General features: G+C 66.1%; 15 protein-coding genes and 1 pseudogene. 6 read left to right on the top strand and 10 right to left on the bottom strand.

The window, feature by feature from the left end; translation table 11 throughout:
- Nucleotides 1-121: 121 nt before the first annotated feature.
- Nucleotides 122-763: a LysE family translocator gene (locus tag KHO53_RS01085; protein WP_010222490.1), complete on the bottom strand. Its 642-nt coding sequence runs from the start codon at nt 761-763 to the stop codon at nt 122-124.
- A 43-nt stretch (nt 764-806) separates the two neighbouring features.
- Nucleotides 807-929 (bottom strand): annotated as a pseudogene (locus KHO53_RS01080) (LysR family transcriptional regulator); the annotation flags it as partial.
- A gap of 213 nt (nt 930-1,142) precedes the next feature.
- Here KHO53_RS01080 and KHO53_RS01075 point away from each other — a divergent pair.
- From KHO53_RS01075 to KHO53_RS01055, 5 genes are all read left to right on the top strand, one after another.
- A complete protein-coding gene (locus KHO53_RS01075; RefSeq protein WP_010222487.1) occupies nt 1,143-1,367 on the top strand; it encodes an MbtH family protein in 225 nt (74 codons plus the stop codon).
- A gap of 9 nt (nt 1,368-1,376) precedes the next feature.
- Entirely contained in the window at nt 1,377-2,096 is a 720-nt protein-coding gene (locus tag KHO53_RS01070) for a thioesterase II family protein (RefSeq protein WP_100782399.1), read from the top strand.
- 63 nt (nt 2,097-2,159) lie between these two features.
- Complete coding sequence (locus tag KHO53_RS01065; protein ID WP_213569865.1) at nt 2,160-2,711, top strand: hydrolase; 552 nt, start codon at nt 2,160-2,162, stop codon at nt 2,709-2,711.
- 85 nt (nt 2,712-2,796) lie between these two features.
- Complete coding sequence (locus KHO53_RS01060) at nt 2,797-3,465, top strand: hypothetical protein (RefSeq protein ID WP_036996299.1); 669 nt, start codon at nt 2,797-2,799, stop codon at nt 3,463-3,465.
- Between the two features lie 60 nt (nt 3,466-3,525).
- The gene (locus KHO53_RS01055; protein WP_213569864.1) at nt 3,526-4,605 is read left to right on the top strand and encodes a DUF1615 domain-containing protein; all 1,080 of its coding nucleotides are present in this window, start codon (nt 3,526-3,528) and stop codon (nt 4,603-4,605) included.
- Between the two features lie 105 nt (nt 4,606-4,710).
- Here the strand turns inward: KHO53_RS01055 and KHO53_RS01050 are convergent, their stop codons facing one another.
- From KHO53_RS01050 to KHO53_RS01015, 8 genes are read right to left on the bottom strand one after another with little or no spacing between them, the layout of a single operon-like run.
- Nucleotides 4,711-5,631, bottom strand: coding sequence for a metal ABC transporter solute-binding protein, Zn/Mn family (locus KHO53_RS01050; RefSeq protein ID WP_213569863.1), 921 nt, complete (start codon nt 5,629-5,631; stop codon nt 4,711-4,713).
- A complete protein-coding gene (locus KHO53_RS01045) occupies nt 5,628-6,527 on the bottom strand; it encodes a metal ABC transporter permease (protein ID WP_010222479.1) in 900 nt (299 codons plus the stop codon). Before KHO53_RS01045 ends, KHO53_RS01050 begins: the two co-directional genes overlap by 4 nt.
- On the bottom strand, nt 6,527-7,276 hold the full coding sequence (locus KHO53_RS01040; RefSeq protein ID WP_213569862.1) for a metal ABC transporter ATP-binding protein: 750 nt from the start codon (nt 7,274-7,276) through the stop codon (nt 6,527-6,529). Before KHO53_RS01040 ends, KHO53_RS01045 begins: the two co-directional genes overlap by 1 nt.
- Nucleotides 7,273-8,190, bottom strand: coding sequence for a metal ABC transporter substrate-binding protein (locus KHO53_RS01035; protein ID WP_010222476.1), 918 nt, complete (start codon nt 8,188-8,190; stop codon nt 7,273-7,275). The genes KHO53_RS01040 and KHO53_RS01035 overlap by 4 nt, the downstream gene beginning before the upstream one ends.
- 14 nt (nt 8,191-8,204) lie before the next feature.
- Entirely contained in the window at nt 8,205-8,774 is a 570-nt protein-coding gene (locus KHO53_RS01030; RefSeq protein ID WP_159388921.1) for a DUF6162 family protein, read from the bottom strand.
- Nucleotides 8,771-9,088 carry a hypothetical protein gene (locus KHO53_RS01025; protein ID WP_193384792.1) on the bottom strand — a complete coding sequence of 106 codons (318 nt, stop codon included), beginning with the start codon at nt 9,086-9,088 and terminating at the stop codon, nt 8,771-8,773. The genes KHO53_RS01030 and KHO53_RS01025 overlap by 4 nt, the downstream gene beginning before the upstream one ends.
- Entirely contained in the window at nt 9,085-9,621 is a 537-nt protein-coding gene (locus KHO53_RS01020) for a PA2404 family protein (RefSeq protein ID WP_010222472.1), read from the bottom strand. Before KHO53_RS01020 ends, KHO53_RS01025 begins: the two co-directional genes overlap by 4 nt.
- A complete protein-coding gene (locus KHO53_RS01015) occupies nt 9,618-10,820 on the bottom strand; it encodes a PepSY-associated TM helix domain-containing protein (protein WP_213569861.1) in 1,203 nt (400 codons plus the stop codon). Before KHO53_RS01015 ends, KHO53_RS01020 begins: the two co-directional genes overlap by 4 nt.
- A 226-nt stretch (nt 10,821-11,046) precedes the next feature.
- On the opposite strand from KHO53_RS01015, the gene KHO53_RS01010 reads away from it, so the two are divergent.
- Nucleotides 11,047-22,098 (top strand): non-ribosomal peptide synthetase, encoded by an 11,052-nt coding sequence (locus KHO53_RS01010; RefSeq protein WP_213569860.1) that lies wholly within the window; start codon nt 11,047-11,049, stop codon nt 22,096-22,098.

The following is a 22,098-nucleotide window of genomic DNA, read 5'->3' as shown; positions in this document are numbered from 1 at the left end:
AGCGGGCTTGACCCGCGATGTCGCCGTACAGCCAACACACCAGGCATTGCCTGAGATACGAGCGCTACGCGCTCGATCACTGGCAAGTCCAGCTCCCACAGGATTTGCGCTGCTCTCTAGATCAAGCACCCTGGCGGCGCATGGTCAGGATCGCCGCACCAAAGCAGATAAACGTCGAGCCCACCACCCGGCTGACCCACCTGGAAAACTCAGGCCGGGTCAGTACGCCCTTGGCCCGCGAGGCCAGGGCGGCATACAGGCTCAAGGAGGTCAGCGACAAGGCCATGAAAATCGCGGTGAGGATCAGGAACTGCGGCAGCAGCGCAGCGCTCTGGTCGATGAATTGCGGGAACAGGGCGGTAAAGAACATCGTTGCCTTGGGGTTGGTGGCGGCGGTGAGGAAGGCCGACTTGTACAGCTTCAAGCGCGATGGCTTGACCGCTGCCTGGCCCGCCGCAACGTCGCTCGCCAGCATCGGGCTCTTTTTCATCAGCTGCTTGGCACCGAGATAGAACAGGTAGCCGGCGCCAAGAATTTTCACTGCGTTGAACAGCCACTCGGAGCTGGCGAGCAGCGCGCCGAGGCCGAGCATGGCCGCCGCCGACAGGCAGAACAGCCCGCTGGCATTGCCCAACGAGGACCACACCGCATATCGCGGCCCATAGGCCAGGCTGTTGTTGATCGCCATCAAGGTGGCGGGTCCGGGGCTGGCGATGGCAATCGCGGCAACCAGGGTGAAGGCGAGAAGTGCGTGAAGATCCATTTTCAGGCTCTGGAGGGTTGGACAGGCGGTAAATGTAACAGGATCAGCGACCGTGCTGCTCGGCAAACCACTGCATTACCACCGCGCACGCCGGATGCCCAGCCCCTGCGGCCTGCAGGCACAACGAATAGACACCGCCGGTTTTCAGCGGCTGGCCGAACGGCATGGAACTGAGCGCCAGCCTTACCCGGCCGATGACTGACGCCGAGTTCAGTGCCATCGCCCGCCTGAGCACGCGGCTGTGGACCAAGCTCAAGTCCAATACCTGAAACCAGGGCGCTACCGCGCGCGGACTAATTTGTCGGGCCTGTCGCTCGTTCTCTAGAACGCCAGCGTACGCCACGCGCGTGACGGGCCCAATCAATCCAGGAGACAGGCAATGACATCCGTATTCGACCGCGACGACATCGTGTTCCAGGTAGTGGTCAACCACGAAGAGCAGTATTCCATCTGGCCCGACTACAAGGCGATCCCGGCGGGCTGGCGTAGCGTCGGCAAGAGCGGCCTGAAGCAGGAGTGCCTGGCATACATCGACGAAGTCTGGACCGACATGCGTCCGTTGAGCCTGCGCCAGAAGATGGCCGAAACCGCTGCGGCGCAGTAAGGGGCACCTGTGTCTGCATTGACCCTGTTGTGCCTGCCGTACTCGGGTGCCAGTGCCATGGTCTACAGCCGCTGGCGGCGCAAGCTGCCGGCCTGGCTGAACCTGCGCCCGGTGGAGCTGCCCGGGCGTGGCGCGCGCCTGGGCGAGGCGCTGTTGACCGACATGCAGGTGCTGGCGCGCCAGCTTGCCCATGAGCAGCGCCTGGCCGCCAGCCAGCCCTATGCCTTGCTCGGGCACAGCCTGGGGGCCTTGCTGGCCTTCGAGCTGGCCCACGAACTGCAGGCCCTGGGCTGCCCGCCACCGGTGGCACTGTTTGCCTGCGGCACGGCTGCGCCAACCCGCCGCGAAGATTACGACGGCGGCAACTGGCGCGAGCCCAAAAGCGATGAGGTACTGATCGACGAGCTGCGCACGCTGCAGGGTACACCGGAAGAGGTGCTGGCCAACCAGGAGCTGATGAGCCTGACCCTGCCGGTGCTGCGTGCCGATTTCATGCTGTGCGGGCGTTATGTGTATCGCCAGCGTGGGCCCTTGCGTTGCCCAGTGCATGTGTTGGGCGGGGAGGCCGACAAGGCCAGCGAAGCGCAATTGCTGGCCTGGCGCGAGGAAACGCTCGGCGACTTCTCGCTGGACATTTTCCCTGGCGGCCACTTCTTCATCCATGAGCATGAAGAGCGGGTGCTCGGCGTGCTCAGCGCCGCCCTGGAACCTCATCGCCTGTCGGCTTGAACATTGACGCAGCGACGGCGAATGGGCGAGCCTTGGGGTTTAGCCAGAGCACAGGTGCACGCGATGTTGATCAAGCCGAACCAGGCCAGCCTGCTGGTCATCGATGTTCAGGAAAAACTCATTGGCGCGGTGAGCGACCCGGCCGGCACCCTGGCGCGCACCCGCTGGTTGTTGGCGGCGACCGCTACCCTGGGCCTGCCAACGGTATTTTCCGAGCAGTATCCCAAGGGGCTGGGGCCGACCGTGGCGCAGCTCAAGGAGGCCTCGCCGGCGGCTCAGGTGGTCGAGAAGCTGCACTTCTCCTGCGTCGCTGCCCAGTGCCTGCCGGCATCGCTGCTGGCCCGCGAGCAGGTGATCGTCTGTGGCATGGAAACCCATATCTGCGTGCTGCAAACCGTGCTCGACCTGCTGGAACTGGGCAAGCAGGTATTCGTGGTCGAGGACGCCTGTGATTGTCGCGGCGCCCACAACCGCGATGCTGGCATTGCCCGCATGCGTGCCGCCGGGGCGCAGATCGTCACCCGCGAGATGGTCATTTTCGAGTTGCTCGGCAGCTCGGCCCACGAACAGTTCCGCGCTGTCAGCAAGACCTACATGGTTGGCGAGCAGCCGTGAGCGTCGGGCTCGGGCACTGGCCAGTGGTGTTGTGCGCGGCGCTGCATTAAAGTGCGCGCCACTTCATTGCTTACAGGATGTTCAGATGAAACCGCGTGCACTGCTGACTATCGGCTCGACCCTGACCCTGGTCTGCCTGCCGTTGTTCGCCCAGGCCCAGGCCACTGTCGCCCAGGTCTTCAACGGTGAAATGCTCGGCACCAACCTCAAGTACTTCGAGTCGGTCGCAGGCATCGCCCGCACCAGCTTAGGCGACAAGCACACCTACAAGGTGCAGGGCTGCGAGATCACTGCCGACGCTACCGGTGGCAGCATCAACGACCTGCGCCTGGAGCTGTCGCCGACCTGCAAGGCCGACCTCAGCTCGTTCATCGGCACCTTCGCCCCGCCAGCCAACCAGCCGCTGACCTTTGCCGCGCTGCATGAGTCTACCGGTGGCCCGCTGGAGTTCTATGCCGACTGCCTGGAAATGTGTGGCAACGCCGCCGATCCGTCGGTGTATGCCCTGTGGGAAGGGCCGCGTGCGGTCGGCTTCACCCAGGTCCTGGCCGAAGTCATGCTCACCGACGACGCGGCCATCGCTGCCTCGAACACATGGGCGGACGAGATGAAGAAGCACAAGGGCGAAGACTTTGTCATGGAAACCAAATACAACTGCGAACGCAGTTTCGACCCGGTCGCCTTGCAGAGCTTCAAACCGGTGGCGATCACCGCGGTGACCATCGGCACGCAACTGAGCAAACCAGGCTGCTGATTGCAGTCGTGCCCGACCGCCGCTACTGTGCAGCTGTTGCCAGATGTGGCGGGAGAGCCCATGCAAGTACCCGGTTGGCTGGTGGTTATCAGCGTGCTGTTAACGGTTCAGGGCTGCGTCACCCAGCGTGAAGCGCCTGAGCAGGCCCCGGCCAAGGTGCGCGCACAGATCGTGCGCCTGCTGCCGGCCAGCACCAAGGACCGTGAAGGCTGGGCGCGGGATATCCAGAGCGCCTTCGCCGCACAGAAGATCAGCGCCAGCAAGAGCAACCTGTGCGCGGTGCTGGCGGTCACCGAACAGGAATCGACCTTCCAGGCCGACCCGAAAGTGCCGGGCCTGGGCCGCATCGCCCGGCAAGAGATCGACCGCCGCGCGGCCAGCCTGCACATCCCCAAACTACTGATCGACGCCACCCTGCAAACCCGCTCGCCGACCGGCAAAACCTACGGCCAGCGCCTGGATGCGGTGCGAAGCGAAAAAGAACTCAGCGACCTGTTTGATCAATTGATCGGCGCCTTGCCCATGGGCAAGACCCTGCTCGGAGGTTTGAACCCGGTGCGTACCGGTGGGCCGATGCAGGTGAGCATCGACTTTGCCGAACAGCATGCCCAGGGCTACCCCTACACTTATGGCGGGACCATCCGCCAGGAAGTCTTCAGCCGCCGTGGCGGCCTGTATTTTGGCATCGCTCACCTGCTCGGCTACCCCACCCACTATGATCGCCCGCTCTATCGTTTTGGCGACTTCAATGCCGGCTGGTACGCCAGTCGCAACGCGGCGTTCCAGAGTGCCTTGAGCCGCGCCACGGGCGTGCAGCTGGCCCTGGACGGCGACCTGATCGCGCCGGGGGCGATCATGCCGGGTACCACCGAAAAGGCAGCAAGGCGCCTGGGGGTGAAGCTGGATTTGCGCAACGTCAGCATCCGCGACCAGCTGGAGAAGGGCGACAGCCTGGCGTTCGAAGACACCCGCTTGTACAAGGGTGTCTATGCCCTGGCCGATGGCACGGCGGGCAGGGCCGTGCCGCGGGCGCAGCTACCGGGCATTGAACTGAAGAGCCCGAAGATCACCCGCAAACTGACCACGGCCTGGTTTGCCAAGCGGGTGGATGAGCGCTATCAGCGCTGCATGAAACGTTGAGTCGGTGGTGAAGCAATCGCTGGCAAGCCAGCTCCCACAGGTCTTGCATACACCCTGAGAACACTGCAATACCTGTGGGAGCGGGCTTGACCCGCGATGAGGCCCTCAGCTGCTACCCGCCAGCAACGCCCCCACCACCTGCTCGACACTGGCCTTCAGCCCCGCCAGCGAATCCTGCGCATCGGTCTCCACCACCAGCAGTTTGGCCCCGGACGCGGCGATCACCTCGGCCACTTCCTTGCTTGGCTGCTTGTGATGCAGCACCAGCGCCACGTCCTGGCCCTTGAGTTCATCGCCCAGACGCTTGAGCGCCGCCGCATCCCACTGGTCATCGGCCACCTGCGGGTGATCGATCAGGTCCAGGTTCAAGCCGCTGACCAAGTAATCCAGGCGATCCGAGAGGTTGACCACGCTGAGGTTGTCCGCTTCGGCCAGCCGCGCTTCGCTGCCGGCGCTGAGCTCCAGCAGTTGGCGCTTGAGGGCCGCCAGGTTGCCCTGGATTTTCGGCTGGTCCGCCGGGCTCAAGCGCCCCAGGTCGTTGGCCAGGACATCGGCCATGCGCCCAAGGTTGCTCGGGTTGAGCCAGGGGTAGCCGGCAAAGGCATTGCTGCCCTGCACGGCGATGCCCGGCAGGGCGCCATCCACCGGGCGCGCGGCGTCGATTTCGACGATGCGGATATTGCTGCGCCGGGCCACCGGGTACAGCGGATCGTCGCTCCAGATCGAGCGCAGGCCGATCACCGCATCGGCGCCGCCGGCCGCTTTTTGCAGGCTGGCGCCACCACGGCCGCTGAAGTACGACGGTTGGCGCGAGGCCGGAATATTCGCTGGCGCTGCCCGTTGCAGTTTCACCGAGGTGCCGTCGAGCAGGGCGCTGGCCAGGCTGTGGGTCACCGGCAGCGACGCCAGGACGGTAACCCCGGCCGCTGCTTGCTTGGCCGCTGCCGGGGCGCTCTGGGCCAGGCTCAGGGTGGGCAGGCCGGCGAGCGCCAGGGCCAGGCACAGGTGCTGGAGTTTGAAGGTCATGCCGGGTTTCCTTGCAGGCGTGGAACAAGGCCGCGGGCGAGGGCGGCGAGGGCGAAGCAGCAGCCGGCGACGAGGATGATCGCCGCACCCGAAGGCACCGGCAGGTCGAAGACGATCGGCAGCAGAATGCCCACCAGGGTGCTCAGGGTGGCGATCAGCACCGAGGCCCAGAAAAAGCCCTTGAGCGACTGGCTGATCAGGCGCGCCGCGGCTGCCGGGATCACCAGCAGGGCGCCGACCAGGATCGCGCCGATGACTTTCACCGCTGCTACGGTGACCAGGGTCACCAGTACCACGAACAGGTAGTCCAGGCGTTTCACCGCGACGCCGCGTACCGCTGCCAGTTGCGGGTTGAAGCTGGCCAGCATGATGCGGTTGTACAACGGCAAGGCCAGGGCCAGCACCAGGCTGGCGACGATGCCGAGCACCAGCAGGTCCTGGCCACTGACGGTCAGCACCGAGCCGAACAGCACGTTCTCGAGGATATGAACGTTGATCTTGCCGGCCAGCATCAGCAGCAGGCTGGCGCCCAGGGCCAGCGACACCGAGAGGAACACGCCGATCAGGGTGTCGGGCGACAGCCCGGTGCGGTTGCGCAAAAAGTTCAGCAGGATGCCGAACAACAGGCAGTAGCCGAACAGGCTGCCATAGGGGCCGGTGTAGGGCTCGCCAAGCAAAATGCCGATGGCCACCCCAGTCAGCGCCGCATGGCCGACGGCTTCGGAGAAGAAGGCAAAGCGCTTGACCACCACCAGGGTGCCGAGGCCGCCGAGCACCGGGCCGATCATCAGGCCGGCGAGCAGGGCATTGACCACAAAGCCATAGGCCAGGGCTTCTGGCAGGTAACCGGCGGTAGCCCAGCCCTGGATCAGCAGGCGAAATTCTTCGTAGTTCATCAGGCGGTGCTCTCGCTGCGCGGGTGAATGGAGAACAGGCTGAGCAGGCGCTCCGGGGTCAGCGCCTGGGTTGGCGGCGCGTCGAACAGCACCCGGCGGCTGAGGCCGGTGACGCGGTCGGCCAGGCGCGCCACGGCTTGCAGGTCATGCTCGATCCACAGCACCGTGGTGCCGGCGGCGCGCCAGTCGTGCAGCAGGCGTTCGAATACCTGGATACCGGCTTCGTCCAGCGCCGACATCGGCTCGTCGAGCACCAGCAATTGCGGCGCCGGGATCAGCCCCTGGGCCAGCAGCACGCGCTGGCGCTCGCCACCGGAGAGGGCGCCCATGCGCCGCTTGCGCTTGTCGAGCATGCCGACCCGCTGCAGCGCGGCATCGATGGCCGGCGCCACCTTGCGTGACAGGCCAAGAAACGCCGGGCGACGCTGGCACATGGCGGCCATGAAGTCATCGACGGTCATCGGCAGGCCACGGTCGAACTCCAGGGCCTGGGGCACGTAGCCGATGATCTGCTCGTCGCCGGGCCAGGTCAGGGTCAACTGGCCCTGGTGCGGCATCTGCCCGAGCAGGGTCTTGATCAGCGAGCTCTTGCCACCGCCGTTGGGGCCGACCAGCGCATGCACGCTGCCGGCGGTGACGTTGAAGCTGACCTTGTCGAGGATCCGCGTGCGGCCCAGGGTCAGGTCGACCTCGGCAAAGGCGATGTCCGGCCCGCAGGCGCGGTTGAGCAGCGGCTGGGCCACGGTCATGCCTGGGACTCCTTGATCGCCCGCACCACGGTGTCGAGGTTGCGCTTCATCTCGACTTCGTACTTCTCCTTGCTGTAGTCGCCGTAGGAGATGTGCGTCAGTGGGTAGATCTTCACCCCCGATTCGCGCTGGATGGTTTCGACATAGGCCGAGGGGAAGTCCATCTCCGAGAAGATCACCTTCACGTCCAGGGCCTTGAGCTGGTCGATGGTCTTTTTCAGCTGGCTGGGGCTGGGTTCGATGCCGTGGGCCGGCTCCACCACTGCAGTGACTTCCAGGCCGAACTCGCGCACCAGGTAGTCGTAGGCGGCGTGGATGGTCGCCACGCGAAACTCCGCGCCCGGCGCTTCGGTGACCTGGGCCAGGGCTTCGGCGCGCAGCTTGCGCAGGCGCTTGGCATAGGCGCGGGCGTTCTGGCTGTAGTACTTGGCGTTGTCCGGGTCGAGCTTGCCCAGCTCGCGGGCGATGTTGTTCACCTGGGCGATGCTGGCGCTGATCGACAGGAAGGTGTGCGGGTTGACCACCTTGCCGGCGCCGCGCGCGGCCACGCCGGTAGCGGCCAGCAGCGGCACGTTGCTGTTGGATTCGATGGTGGTGATGTTGGGTTTTTCGCTGGCGGCGATCATCCGGTCGGCAAAATCATCATGGCCAACGCCGTTGAGCACGATCACGTCCAGGGTGCCGATGCGCTTGATGTCCTCGGCGCGCGGCTCGTAGGCGTGGGGGTTGAAGCCGGCCGGAATCAGCGGCACCACCTCGGCCTTGTCACCGACGATGTTGCTCACGTAGCTGTAGTACGGGTGCAGGGTGATGCCGATGCGCAGCGGCTTGCCGGTATCGGCCAGGGCCAGGGCGGGCAGGGCGCAGGCGAGGAACACACTGAGAAGGCGACGGGCGAGGGTGGCGCGAAACATGGGGCGTCCTTGTGTCAATGACGATGCTGGCGGGTGACGCCGGCGTCGTAGTGGGCGGCGATCTGTTGCCAGCCGGCGGCGATCAGGGCGGCCTGGCTGAAGTCGGCAGGCACGCTGGCGCTGGCGCTGCGCTGCAACCAGACGTCAGCGGCGCCGTCCTCGGCTTCGGGCACCAGCAGGAGGAAACTGCCGGCCACCTCGCGGGCCTGGCTCAGGCCCAGGTAGGCGCGCGGCGCCAGCAGCTGCCACTGGTGCTGGCCGCGGCTGGCGGCGCTGGCGTCGGCCACGAAGGGCGGGAAGCCTTCCTCGGCCAGGACCTCGACGGCCAGCAGTTGCGGCTCGTCTTCGCGGCGCGCCTGGATCTCGTCGAACGCCACCCGCAAGTCGGCGTACACCCCTTGTTCGGCGGCATTGAGGTCGCGGCGGGCATCCAGCTGATGGGCTTCGATGCTGACCTCGTCAAGGCGTTCGCCGCGCAGGGCAACGATGCCGGCGGCCACGGCCAGAATCAGCAGGCTGACCAGCAGCACGTAAAGGGTTTCATGCCCGGCGCCGGCCGGGCGCACTACCTGGACGCGGCTCATTGCTCGATATCTGCGTAGTCGATTTCCACCACGTGGCCGGGGCCGGCGTCGAACAGCACGTAGAACTCGCCGTCCGGGCGCTTGAAGGTCAGCTTCGAGTCATCGCCAAGCTTGCCGGGCACCAGGATCGATTCGTCATAGCCGATCACATCGAGGGTCACCCCCGGCGCGCCGCTGCCATCGGAAAAACCGCCGGTGCACTGGATCTGGCCGCCGTCGACGGCCTTGCATTCGCACATCGGGTTGTGTGCCAACGCCTGGCCGGCAGCGCCGAGCAGCAGCAAGGGCAGGAGCTGCTTACGAAATTTCATCATTTGCCTCCTTGTTTGTTCAGCCAGGCAACGGTAGCCGGCGAGGCCTTGCTCAACGGCACGGCGGCCTGGTGCATGCTGCCGTCCCAGCCTTCGAGGGTGATCCAGAGCTCGGCGTCCGCACGGGTCTTGAGCGGGATCGGCAGGCCGGTGCTCATGCGGTACGGGGTGCCGAAGAAGATCGTCCCGGCGGCGCGCAGGCTGCGCGGCTTGCCGATGCGCAGGTAAGCGGCCTTGACCTCGGCGATGCAGGCCTGGCACAGGGCGATATTGAACGCCTTGAAGTAACCGGCAGGGCCATCGGCGCGCGGTGCCTCGTCGCGCAATTCGGCCAGTTGCACGCTCCACGGGCCGACCTTGACCTCGCCGAGCTCACGCTCGCCCAGGCCGCTGTCACCGCGAAACATCGCGGCGTCGGCAAAATACTTGGGCATGAAGCCAAGCGGGATCAGCAACAGCAGGATGTTCAGGTGAAAGCGCCATTTGTGCCAGAAGCGGCTCAACGGGCTTTGCGGCATAACGGCTGCCTTGCTCATAGGCTCGCCTCCGTGACGGTATCGGTAGCGGTGGTGGCCTGCTTGCGCGGCTTGCGCTCGCGCTTGAGGGCAGCGGCGGTGGCCTGGGCGGTGCGCTTGGTCCAGATCAGCAGGCCGCTCAACACCATCATCGACAGCACCAGGCCGAAGAAGGCCCAGATCAGCTTGATGGTCAGGCCGCCGAAGTCACCGGTGTGCAGCGGTCGCATGGATTCGGTAACGAACTCCAGGGTCGAGCGGTCGTCGATCAGGAACTGCGACTCGATCTTGCTGTTGTACGGGTTGACGTTGACCGTCTGGAACATCAGCGGGTACCAGCCGCGCCCGCCCAGGTAGAGGTGGGCATAGGCGTTGCCGGGCAGGGAGATGAAGCTGACGTCCAGGCCGGCGATCTGCTCCTTGGCGATGCGCGTGGCGTCATCCAGGCTGATGCGCGGGGCAGGTGTGCCGGCTTCGGTGCGTGGCACGTCTTCGCGGGCAATCACTGGCACCACCGGCTCGGTGGAGATCGTGACGTGGTTGTCGGCCAGGATCGCCTGGATCAGGAACCAGGTGCCAGTGATGGAAATCACCGCAATGAACCAGATCGACCAGATGCCGCTCAGGCGGTGGAAGTCGCCCCAGAAGATCCGCGCGCCATGGTTAAAGCGCAATGTCGGCTTGAAGAAGCCCTTCCAGAACCGTTTATAGACCACAAGCCCGGTGACCAGCGAGGCCAGCATCGGCAGGCCGAGCAGCGACACCAGGTACCAGCCCCAGCTGTAGCCGTTGCTGAACGGCACCAGCCACCAGCCGTGCAAGGCACGGGTGAAGGCCTCAAAGTTGAACGATGGGCTCTTGCCCTGGATCGCCCCGGTGTAGGGGTTGACGTACAGGGTCGGCGCGCTGCCATCGGGGAAGGTCACCGCCGCGGTCAGTGCAAAGTGCGAACCATCCGGCTGGCTGATAAAGCGCACCGCCATGTCCGGTTCGGCCTTGTGCAGGGCATCGAGCACCTGCTGGAAGCTCAGCCGCTCGGCGTCGCCATCGGGCTTGCTGGCGCGCACATCGGGGTTGGCCAGCCAGACGATTTCCTGGCTGACCACCGCCAGGGTGCCGGTAACGCAGACGATCAGGACGAAGAACCAGATCGGCAGGGCAAGCCAGCTATGGACCAGGAACCACAGTCTGGATTTGGACTTTTTCGGTTTTTGGGACATTGCAGGTGTCTTTTCAGAGAAATTGAGGTCGAGCCGATGCTCAGCCTTGGGACTGCAATAGATAAGACGAACGAGAATCGTAAAACCCGCAGGGTTAGTTGAAAGCAAATGTTTCAGAGGCACCGGGGGATCTGGCCAGTTGCGCTTAATTTTCCTTCGCAGTCATCCGTTTTTCTTGAATTACCGGGCCTGCGGGCTCGTTGTTCCTCTGGATGGATGAAAGTCGATGAATGCCGAAGATGCTCGCAAGCTTGCCCGCCGATTCATAGAGTTGCCGCTGGAAAAGCGCCGGATCTTCCTCGAAAGCCTTCGCCGCGAGGGTGTCGACTTTGCCCAGTTTCCGATTCCGGCGCAGATTGCAACGGCCGATCAGGGAAGCCTTTCGTATGCGCAACAGCGCATGTGGTTGCTCTGGCAACTGGAGCCCGGCAGTGGCGCCTACAACCTGCCCAGCGCCGTGCGCCTCAACGGTGCCCTCAACATCCAGGCGCTGGAAGCGGCCTTCGCCGGCCTGCTGGCGCGTCACGAAACCCTGCGCACCGCGTTCATCCAGGGGGCGGATGACCTGCCGCAGCGGGTGCCGGTGACGCAGGCGCTGCAGATTGCCCGGCACGATGTCAGCGACCAGCCTGAAGACCAGCGCGAAGCCTGGGTACGGGCCGAAGCCGAGCGCCAGGCCCTGTTGCCGTTTGACCTGGCCCAGGGGCCACTGCTGCGGGTGAGCCTGGTGCGTATGGGCGAGCAGGCGCATGTGTTGCTGCTGGTCATGCACCACATCGTCGCCGACGGCTGGTCGATGAACGTGCTGATCGACGAATTCATTCGCCGTTACGACGCTGCCGACCGTGGCCAGGCGCTGGAACTGCCGGCCTTGCCGATTCAGTACAGTGACTATGCCCTGTGGCAGCGGCGCTGGCTGGAGGCGGGTGAGCAGGCCCGGCAACTGGACTACTGGCGCGCCCAGTTGGGTGATGAACACCCGGTGCTGGCGCTGGCGCTGGATTATCCGCGTCCGCCACGGCCCAGCCAGGTCGGCGCCCGTCATGAATTCAGTGTGCCGCCAGTGCTGGCCGAGCAACTGCGCGGCGCCGCCCGCCAGCACAACATCACCCTGTTCATGCTGTTGCTGGGCGGCTTCGGGCTCTTGCTGCAGCGCTACAGCGGCCAGGACGACATCCGCATTGGCGTGCCCATCGCCAATCGCAATCGCAGTGAGGTCGAGGGCCTGATCGGCTTCTTCGTCAACACCCAGGTGCTGCGCCTGCAGTTCGACCCCAGTGCCGCCGTCAGTACCTTGCTGCAACAGATCAAGGGCACGGCGCTGGGGGCGCAGGCCCATCAGGAATTGCCGTTCGAGCAATTGGTCGAGGGCCTGCGCGTAGAACGCGACAGTGGCCACAATCCGCTGTTCCAGGTGATGTACAACCATCAGCCGCAAGTCGCCGACCTGAGCGCCGTGCATAGCGCTGGCGGCCTGCAGTTGCAGGCGCTGGAGTGGACCAGCCGGACCACCCGCTTTGACCTCACCCTGGACACCTTCGAGCGCGGCGGGCAACTGCATGCGGCCTTCACCTACCGCAGTGAACTGTTCGCCCCGGCCACCATCGCGCGCATGGCCGAACACTGGCTGAACCTGCTGACGGCGATGGTCCAGGCGCCGCAGCTGGCGCTCGGCGAATTGCCGATGCTCTCGGCGCAGGCCCGCGAGGCGGTGCTCCAGCAGTCGGGCCCGAGCCCGACGGTGAGCGATGCGCGGTTGTGCATCCACCAGTTGATCGAGCGCCAAGCCGTTGCCTGGCCGCAGCGCACCGCGGTGACCTTTGCCGGGCGCAGCCTGAGCTATCAGCAGCTCAACGCCCGGGCCAACCAGCTGGCCCGCCATCTGCAGGCCCAGGGCGTAGGCCCGGATGTGCTGGTGGGGATTGCCGTTGAGCGCTCGCTGGAGATGATCGTCGGCCTGCTGGCCATCCTCAAGGCCGGTGGGGCCTATGTGCCGTTCGATCCGCAGTATCCGCGCGAGCGCCTGGCCTACCTGCTGCAAGACAGCCAGGTGAGCCTGCTGTTGACCCAGCAGGCCCTGCTTGAGCGCTTGCCGGCGCTGGACACGCTGCAGGTGCTGCTGCTCGATGGCGAGCAGGCATCGACCAGCGCATACCGTGACGATGACCTGCAGCTGGCGCTGGACCCCGAGCACCTGGCGTATGTGATTTACACCTCCGGCTCTACCGGACAGGCCAAAGGCGTGACCCTGGCCCATCGCTCGCTGGTCAACTATGTCCAGGGCATCTTGCAGACCCTGCCGCTGGCCGGGGCGCAAAGCATGGCGGTGGTCTCGACCATTGCGGCCGACCTGGGCCACACCACCCTGTTTGGCGCGCTGTGCTCCGGTTGCACCCTGCATGTGCTCGACCTTGACCTGACCCTGGATGCCGAGCGTTTTGCCGCCTACATGGCGCGCGAGCAGATTGATGTGCTGAAAATCGTCCCCTCGCATATCGAGGCGTTGCTCAGCGACAGCCACCGTGGTGCCGGGTTGCCGCGCCAATGCCTGGTGCTGGGCGGTGAAGCGGCCTCGCCGGCCTTGCTTGAACGCATTGCCGCCTGGGCGCCGGCGTGCCAGGTGATCAACCACTATGGCCCGACCGAGTCGACCGTGGGCGCGCTGACGGCGCCGATCGAGCCGAGCCCGGGCAGCGTCCCGGCGTTGGGCCGGCCATTACCGAACCTGTGCGCACGGGTGCTGGACGGCAACCTGCAGGTGCTGCCGGCGGGCGTCAATGGCGAGCTGTTGCTCGGCGGCGCCGGCCTGGCCCGCGGTTATCACCGGCGCCCAGGGCTGACCGCCGAACGTTTTGTTCCCGATCCCCATGGCCAGGCCGGGCAGCGCCTGTATCGCACCGGTGACCTGACCAGCTACCGCGACGACGGGCAGATTCGTTTCCACGGGCGTATAGACCATCAGGTGAAAATTCGCGGCTACCGCATCGAGCTCGATGAAATCAGCGCCTGCCTGCGGCGCCAGGTGGCGGTCAGGGACGCCGTCACCCGCCTGGCCACTGTCGGCGGCCAGGCGCAGATCGTCGCCTATCTGGTGCTGGACGAGTCCCAGGCCAACAGCGGCGAACATGCCTTTACCGCACAGCTGCAGCAGCGCCTGGGCGAGGTGCTGCCGGAGTACATGCTGCCGGCCCATTACGTCGTGCTGGCGGCGCTGCCGCTGACCTTGAACGGCAAGCTCGACTTGCGCGCCCTGGCGGCCATCGAGTTGCAGGCGCGGCAGGTGCCCTACCAGGCACCGCAGAACGCCGTGCAGGAACAGCTGGCACAGATCTGGGCACAGGTGCTGGAGGTCGAGCGGGTAGGGCTGCAGGACAATTTCTTCAACCTTGGCGGTCATTCGTTGCTGGCCACGCAGATTATTTCCCGGGTGCGCCGGCTACTGCAGGTCGATGTGCCGCTGCGCAGCCTGTTCGAGAGCGCAACGCTTGCCGAATTTGCCCGCCAGGTGCAACAGGCCGGCACCGCCAGCAGCCGCCCGGCGTTGCAGCGGGTGTCGCCAGGGCAGCCGTTGCCGGCGTCGTTCGCACAGCAGCGGCAGTGGTTGTTGTGGACCCTGGAACCGCAAAGCCAGGCATACCACACGCCGATTGTGGTGCAGTTGCGGGGGCAACTGGAGCGTACCGCCCTGGAGCAGACCTTTGCCGCCCTGGTGGCTCGGCACGAGGCCTTCCGCACCCGTTTCAGCCAGCAGCAAGGGACCCTGTACCAGATGGTCGACGCCGATGATCCGCTCATTGTGCGCTGGGAGCGCCTGGAACAGGCGGACAGCGCGCAGATCCAGGCCAGCGTCGGCGCCGAGATCGCCACGCTGTTTGACCTGGAGCGTGGCCCGCTGCTGCGGGTCAAGGTGCTGGAAGTGGCGGCCGAGCACTTCATCCTGGTGGTGACCCTGCACCACATCATCTCTGACGGTTGGTCGATGGGCGTGCTGGGGCGTGAGTTCGCCGCCCTGTATGGCGCCTTCCAGCGCCAGCAGCCGCTGAGCCTGGCACCGCTGGCGGTGCAGTACGGCGACTATGCGCACTGGCAGCGCCGCTGGCTCGAAGGCGGTGAGCTGGCGCGTCAGCTGGACTACTGGCGTGGGCAACTGGGCAGCGAGCACCCGGTGCTGGAGCTGGCCACCGACCATCCGCGCCAGGCCGGCCAGCACTACCGGGAAGGGCGGGTCGAGCTGCACTTGCCGGTGGAGCTCGAACAGCGCATCCGCCAGTTGGCACGGCGCAACAACCTGACCCTGTTCCAGGTGTTCATTGCTTCGTTTGCCCTGCTGCTGCAGCGCTACAGCGGCCAGGACGATATCCGCATCGGCATGCCGATCAGCAACCGCAACGCCGAAGAGCTCGAAGGCCTGGTGGGCTTCTTCGTCAATACCCTGGTGATGCGCCTGCCGTTGGCGGCGCAGGCTTCGGTCAATGCCCTGCTGGCGCAGGCGCGCGATACCGCGCTGGCAGCCCAGGCCCATCAGGACCTGCCGTTCGACAAATTGGTCGAGGCGCTCAACCCGCAGCGTAGCCTGCAGCACAACCCGTTGTTTCAGGTGATGTACAACCACCTCAACACCGTCGGTGCCGCAGCTGCGGGCAACAGCCTGCCGCACTTGAGCGCGCAGGAAATGCTGCTGCCTGGCGGCATGGCGCAGTTCGAGCTGACCCTGGAAACCCTGGAAACCGATCATGGCATCCAGGCGGCCTTCATCTATGCCGCCGAGCTGTTCAATGCCGCGACCATCGAAAGCATGGCCCGGCACTGGCAGAACCTGTTGCGGGCCATGGTCGAGCAGCCTGAGCAGGCCATCGGCCAACTGCGCGTGCAGGATGACCGGCAATGGCAGGCGTTGCTCGCCGGTGCCTGCGGCCAGGCGCCGGCAGTGCATGCCGAATCGCTGGTCGAGCTGTTTGCCGCGCGTGTGCAACAGCAGCCCGAGGCGCTGGCACTGATCGAGGGCGAGCAGCGCTTGAGCTATGCCGAGCTGGATCGGCGCAGCAATCAATTGGCCCGTCATCTGCGCGCCGCCGGGGTGGGCCCGGAGGTGCGCGTGGGGCTGCTCGCCGAGCGCGGCATGGCGCTGGTGACCGCGCTGCTGGCGATCTTCAAGGCGGGCGGTGCCTATGTGCCGCTGGACCCACAGTATCCGCCCGAGCGCTTGAACTACATGCTCGAGGACAGTGGCGTGCAGTTGCTGCTCGGCCATCGGCAACTGCTCGATGGCTTGAGGCTGGACAGCACCTGCCGGCACCTGGTGCTGGAAGACCCGCTGGGCAGTGGCTCGAGCGAGGCGCTGGAGCACGCGCAGGTCTCGGCGCAAAGCCTGGCCTATGTCATCTACACCTCCGGCTCGACCGGCCAGCCCAAGGGGGTGGCGGTCGAGCATGGCGCCCTGGCCATGCATTGCCAGGCAGCGGCAGCGCGTTATGCACTGAGCGCCGAAGATCGCCTGCTGCAGTTTGCCTCGGTGAGTTTCGATGCGGCCGCCGAGCAGATCTTCATGCCGCTGATCCAGGGTGCGGCGCTGCTGGTCGGCGACGTGACTCACTGGAGCTATGAAGCGCTGTTGGCCCAGGTTCAAGCGCATGGCTTGAGTGTCCTCGACCTGCCGCCCAGCTACCTTACCGGCATCATCGCGGCCGCCGCCCCGGGCAGCCCGGCGCTGAACGTGCGTGCCTGCATTCTCGGCGGGGAAGCCTGGAGCCAGCAGCAAGTGGCGGCGCTTGAGCACTTGCGCGGCGTGCAGCTGTACAACGCCTACGGCCCCACCGAGGCGCTGATCAGCCCGTTGATCTGGGCCTGCGAGCCCTCGGGTGAAGCGGCGCCGTATGCGCCGATCGGGACCCCGGTGGGGGCACGCTCGGCCTATCTGCTCGATGCCCAGCTCAACCCGGTGCCTGGGGGCGTGGTTGGCGAGCTTTATCTGGGGGGCGAGGGCTTGGCCCGTGGCTACCTGCAGCGCCCGGGGCTGACTGCGCAGCAGTTCGTGCCGGACCCGTTCGGGGCCTCCGGTGCGCGCCTGTACCGCAGCGGCGACCTGGGCCGTCAGCGCGCCGACGGGGTCATCGAGTACCTTGGCCGTATCGACCACCAAGTGAAGATTCGCGGCCTGCGCATCGAGCTGGGCGAGATCGAGGCGCGCCTGCGTGCGCACCGTCAGGTAAGTGCCGTGGCGGTACTTGCCCAGCCTGGCGCCCAGGGGCCGCAACTGGTGGCCTATGTCGTCGCGCCCGGGGCTGACCAGGGGTTGCAGGAGCTGCTCAAGGCGCACCTGCGCACCCGCCTGCCGGAGCACATGCTGCCGGTGCACTGGCTGCTGCTCGAGCAATTGCCGCTGAACGCCAACGGCAAGCTCGATCGCCAGGCCTTGCCGCTGCCGCAGGTAGCGGCACAGGCTGCGTTCCAGGCGCCGCGCAATGCCATGGAAAGGCAGCTGGCCGCCATTTGGGCCGAGGTGCTCAAGCGTGAACAGGTGGGCGTGCAGGACAACTTCTTCGAGCTGGGTGGCGATTCGATCATCTCCATCCAGGTGGTCAGCCGTGCCCGCCAGGCCGGCATCCACTTCAGCGCCAAAGCGCTGTTCCAGTACCAGACGGTCCAGGGTGTGGCCGCTGTCGCCCGGCGCGGCGAGGCACCCGCAGCGCTTGCCCGCGGCGAGGTCAGTGGCGAGCAGATCCTGCTGCCGATTCAGCAGGCGTTTTTCGCCGAGGCCATCGCCGAGCGCCAGCACTGGAACCAGTCGGTGTTGCTCGAGCCCCAGCAGCACCTGGACCCGCAACACCTGGAGCAGGCCTTGCAAGCCTTGGTCAAGCACCATGATGCACTGCGCTTGAGCTTTGTCGAATCAGCCGAGGGCTGGTCGGCGCACTATCGCCAGGCGCCGTTGCCCGGCTTGCTGGTTCAAGCCCGGGTGCAGGACAGCGCCGGGTTGACCCGCGTGTGCGATGAGCTCCAGCGCAGCCTCGACCTGGCCCAGGGGCCGTTGCTGCGCGGCCTGTTGGCGACCCTGGCCGATGGCAGTCAGCGACTGTTCCTGGCCATTCACCACCTGGTGGTGGACGGGGTGTCCTGGCGCATCCTGTTTGAAGACCTGCAGAGCGTTTACCGGCAATTGCACGCTGGCCAGGCCGTTGCATTGGCGGCACGCACCAGCGCCTATCAGGGCTGGGCCGAGCACCTGCAACGCCTGGCTGACAGCCCGCAACTGCGCGATGAACTGGCGTTCTGGCAGGCCCAGGGTCAAGGCGCAGGCGGGCCGTTGCCCGGCAGCCGATCGCTGGCGCCTGCGCTCAACCGCCATGCGCACACGCTGTACAGCCGCCTGGATGCGGCAACCACCCGCCAGTTACTGCAACAAGCGCCCCAGGCGTACCGGACCCAGGTCAACGACCTGCTGTTGACGGCGCTGGCGCAGGTGATCTGCCGCTGGACCGGTGAACCCAGCCTGCATATCCAGCTCGAAGGCCATGGCCGTGAAGAGCTGTTCGAAGGCCTGGACCTGAGCCGCACCGTGGGCTGGTTCACCAGCCTGTTCCCGTTGCGCCTGACGCCCCGGACCGAGGTGGGGGCGTCGCTCAAGGCAATCAAGGAACAACTGCGTGCGGTGCCGAACAAGGGCATCGGTTACGGCGTGCTGCGTTACCTCGCCGACCCGGCTACCCGCCAGCAACTGGCGGCATTGCCCGGCGCGCCGATCATCTTCAACTACCTGGGGCAGTTCGACGGCAGCTTTGCCGACGCTCAGGCCTTGCTGCGTCCGGCCGGCGACAGCGGTAGCCGCGACCAGAGCCCGGATGCGCCGCTGGGTGCGCCGTTGACCCTCAATGGCCAGGTCTATGAAGGCCGGTTGAGCCTGGGCTGGACCTTCAGTACCGAGGTATTCGAGCCTGCGTTGATCGCCCGTCTGGCCGAGGACTACAGCGCCGCCCTGCAAGCGCTGATCGAGCACTGCTGCGCCCCGCAACAGGGCGGCCTGACCCCCTCGGATGTGGCGCTGGCGGCCTTGGACCAGGCGCAACTCGACAGCCTGCCATTGGTGCCGGGCGAGATCGACGACCTCTATCCACTGTCGCCGATGCAGCAGGGCATGTTGTTCCATGCGCTGTATGCCCAAGGCAACGGGGACTACGTCAACCAGATGCAGGTCGAGGTGCGCGGGCTGGAGGTTGCCCGCTTCCGCCAGGCCTGGAAGCAGACCCTGCAGGCCCATGACATCCTGCGCAGCGGGTTTATCTGGCAGGGCGAACTGCCCCAGCCGCTGCAGTTTGTGCGCAAGCAGGTCGAGTTGCCTTTCGCCGAGTTCGACTGGCGCGGGCGTGCCGACCTGGACCAGGCGGTACAGGCCCTGGCGCGCAGTGACCGCGAGCAGGGGTTTGACCTGCAGCAGGCGCCGTTGCTGCGCCTGAGCCTGGTGCGCTGCGACAACGATCGTTACCAGTTCATCTACACCAACCACCATATCCTCATGGACGGCTGGAGCTATGCGCAGTTGCTCGGCGAGGTGCTCGAACGCTACCACGGCCATACCCCGTTGGCGGCGGCCGGGCGTTACCGTGACTACATTGCCTGGTTGCAGGCGCAAGACGCCGCGGCCAGCGCAGGGTTCTGGCAGCAGCACCTGGCCGGGCTGGAAGCGCCGACGCACCTGGCACCGGCATTGGCCGCCTATGGTCAGGTAAGCGAGGCGGGCGGGCGTGCCACCTATGCGCAGAGCCTCGACCGCTCAGGCACCGAGGCCCTGGTAAGCTTTGCCCGGGCCAGTAAAGTCACCGTCAACACCCTGGTGCAAGCGGCCTGGCTGTTGCTGCTGCAACGCTACACCGGCCAGGCCAGCGTAGCCTTCGGCGCCACGGTGGCCGGGCGCCCGGCCCAGGTGCCCGGCGCCGACCGGCAGATCGGCCTGTTCATCAACACCTTGCCGGTGATCGCCAACCCGCAGCCGTTCTTGACCGTTGGCCAGTGGCTGCAGCAAGTGCAGGCGTTGAGCCTGGCCATGGGTGAGCATGAAGCGACGCCGCTGTTCGAAATCCAGCGTTGGGCGGGGTTGGGCGGTGAGGCGTTGTTCGACAGCCTGCTGGTGTTCGAGAACTATCCGGTCGCCGAGGCCTTGCAGCGCCAGGCCGACAGCGGCCTGCAGTTCGGCCCGCTGCGCAGCCACGAGCAGACGCACTACCCGCTGGCCTTGGCTGTGGAACTGGGAGAGTCGCTGCACCTGGGCTTCGACTATGCCGCCGGCCAGTTCAGCGCGCAGGCGGTGCAGCGCCTGGCGGCGCATGTGCTCAACCTGTTGGAGCAGTTCATGGCTGGCAGCGATGTTCGCCTCGGCGAGATCGCCTTGCCGCTGGCCGCTGAACGTGCCCAGGCACATCAGCGCAACCTGCAGCAAGGGCCAGGCGATTACCCGCTGGTGCATCAGCGCATTGCCCAGTGGGCTGTGCAACAGCCGCAACAACCGGCGGTGCTGCAAGGCGAGCGGGTCCTGAGCTTCGCCGCGTTGGAGCGCCGTGCCAACCAACTGGCGCATGCCCTGGTCGCCCGTGGCGTAGGCCCGGAAGTACGGGTAGCGGTGGGCCTGGGCCGCGACGAAGCGATGCTGGTGGCGCTGCTGGCGGTGCTCAAGGCCGGTGGCGCCTATGTGCCACTGGATATCAATTACCCGGCCGAGCGCCTGGCCTACCTGCTCGAAGACAGTGCCGCGGCCTTGCTGCTCAGCGACTCCCGCCTGGCCTGGGAGGTGTCACTGCCGGCGCAGCTGGAGGTGCTGCTCCTGGACCGCCTGTGCCTGGACGACTGGCCGCAACAGGCGCCGGTGGTCGCGATCGAGCCGGACAACCTGGCCTACATCATCTACACCTCCGGCTCTACCGGTCAGCCCAAGGGCGTTGCCGTGGCCCACGGGCCGCTGGCCATGCACTGCGCGCGGATCGGCGAGCGCTACGGCATGAGCGCCAGCGATTGCGAGCTGCTGTTCATGTCGTTTGCCTTCGACGGCGCTCACGAACGCTGGCTGACCACCCTGACCCACGGCGGGCGCGTGCTGTTGCGTGACGACAGCCTGTGGACCCCGGAACAGACCTTTGAGGCGTTGCACCGCCACGGGGTGACGGTGGCGGCATTCCCGCCGGTGTACCTGCAGCAATTGGCCGAGCTGGCCGAGCGCCGCGGCAACCCGCCAGCGGTGCGCATCTATTGCTTTGGTGGCGACGCTGTGGCGCAGGCCAGTTTCGAACTGGCGCGGCGGGCGCTCAAACCCGAGTTCATCATCAATGGCTATGGCCCGACTGAAACCGTGGTCACCCCGCTGATCTGGAAAGCGGCGGCGAGCGACACCTGTGGTGCGGCGTACGCGCCGATTGGCAGCCGGGTCGGCGAGCGTAGCGTGCAGGTACTCGATGCTGCATTGAACCTGTTGCCCGATGGCCTGGCGGGTGAGTTGTACCTGGGGGGCTATGGGGTGGCGCGTGGCTACCTGAACCGTCCGGGGCTGACGGCTGAGCGTTTCGTGCCCGACCCGAGCGGCAGCATTGGCGGGCGCCTGTATCGTTCCGGCGATCTGGTGCGCCAGCGCGTCAGCGGCATCGTCGATTGCCTGGGGCGCATCGACCACCAGGTCAAGGTGCGCGGTTTCCGTATCGAACTGGGCGAAATCGAAGCCTGCCTGCAAGCCCAGCCAGGGGTTGCCGAGGCGGTGGTGGTGGCCCGTGACGGCGCCCATGGCAAGACCCTGGTCGGTTACCTGGTCGCCAGCCGCGACGGCCTGGCCGAGGCGCCTGCAACCTGGCTCAGCGCACTCAAGGCGCAGCTGCAAAGCCAGCTGCCGGCGTACATGGTGCCGAGCCAGCTGATGCAGCTCGAACAGTTGCCCGTGACCCCCAACGGCAAGCTTGACCGCAAGGCCTTGCCCGCACCCCAGGCGCTGCACGGCAGTGAAGCCTACCAGGCCCCGGCAAGCGACCTGCAACGCCGCCTGGCGACGATCTGGCAGCAGGTGCTCAAGGTCGAGCGGGTCGGTCTGCTGGATAACTTCTTCGAATTGGGCGGGCACTCGCTGCTGGCCACCCAGGCCACCGCCCAGGCGCAGTTGGAGCTTGGCGCGGACCTGGCCCTGGAGCTGATTTTCAAGGCCCGCAGCCTGGCGGAGTACGCCGAGGCCGTGGCCGCGTGCATGACATCGAATCGAGAGGAAGACCTGAGCGACATGTTTGACTTTCTCAACGAACTGGAGGCGAACTGA

This window comes from Pseudomonas sp. RC2C2, assembly GCF_018390435.1.
GTDB classification, from domain to species: Bacteria; Pseudomonadota; Gammaproteobacteria; order Pseudomonadales; family Pseudomonadaceae; genus Aquipseudomonas; species Aquipseudomonas donghuensis.
Note: the sequence above shows the minus strand (reverse complement) of the source record. Positions and strands in the feature narration are given on the sequence as shown.

What these genes read in the sequence shown, in the direction of transcription:
- KHO53_RS01015 (WP_213569861.1), bottom strand. Translation starts at nt 10,820, where the DNA reads ATGTCCCAAAAACCGAAAAAGTCCAAATCCAGACTGTGGTTCCTGGTC.
- KHO53_RS01030 (WP_159388921.1), bottom strand. Translation starts at nt 8,774, where the DNA reads ATGAGCCGCGTCCAGGTAGTGCGCCCGGCCGGCGCCGGGCATGAAACC.
- KHO53_RS01040 (WP_213569862.1), bottom strand. Translation starts at nt 7,276, where the DNA reads ATGACCGTGGCCCAGCCGCTGCTCAACCGCGCCTGCGGGCCGGACATC.
- KHO53_RS01035 (WP_010222476.1), bottom strand. Translation starts at nt 8,190, where the DNA reads ATGTTTCGCGCCACCCTCGCCCGTCGCCTTCTCAGTGTGTTCCTCGCC.
- KHO53_RS01010 (WP_213569860.1), top strand. Translation starts at nt 11,047, where the DNA reads ATGAATGCCGAAGATGCTCGCAAGCTTGCCCGCCGATTCATAGAGTTG.
- KHO53_RS01025 (WP_193384792.1), bottom strand. Translation starts at nt 9,088, where the DNA reads ATGATGAAATTTCGTAAGCAGCTCCTGCCCTTGCTGCTGCTCGGCGCT.
- KHO53_RS01085 (WP_010222490.1), bottom strand. Translation starts at nt 763, where the DNA reads ATGGATCTTCACGCACTTCTCGCCTTCACCCTGGTTGCCGCGATTGCC.
- KHO53_RS01065 (WP_213569865.1), top strand. Translation starts at nt 2,160, where the DNA reads ATGTTGATCAAGCCGAACCAGGCCAGCCTGCTGGTCATCGATGTTCAG.
- KHO53_RS01020 (WP_010222472.1), bottom strand. Translation starts at nt 9,621, where the DNA reads ATGAGCAAGGCAGCCGTTATGCCGCAAAGCCCGTTGAGCCGCTTCTGG.
- KHO53_RS01050 (WP_213569863.1), bottom strand. Translation starts at nt 5,631, where the DNA reads ATGACCTTCAAACTCCAGCACCTGTGCCTGGCCCTGGCGCTCGCCGGC.
- KHO53_RS01055 (WP_213569864.1), top strand. Translation starts at nt 3,526, where the DNA reads ATGCAAGTACCCGGTTGGCTGGTGGTTATCAGCGTGCTGTTAACGGTT.
- KHO53_RS01075 (WP_010222487.1), top strand. Translation starts at nt 1,143, where the DNA reads ATGACATCCGTATTCGACCGCGACGACATCGTGTTCCAGGTAGTGGTC.
- KHO53_RS01045 (WP_010222479.1), bottom strand. Translation starts at nt 6,527, where the DNA reads ATGAACTACGAAGAATTTCGCCTGCTGATCCAGGGCTGGGCTACCGCC.
- KHO53_RS01060 (WP_036996299.1), top strand. Translation starts at nt 2,797, where the DNA reads ATGAAACCGCGTGCACTGCTGACTATCGGCTCGACCCTGACCCTGGTC.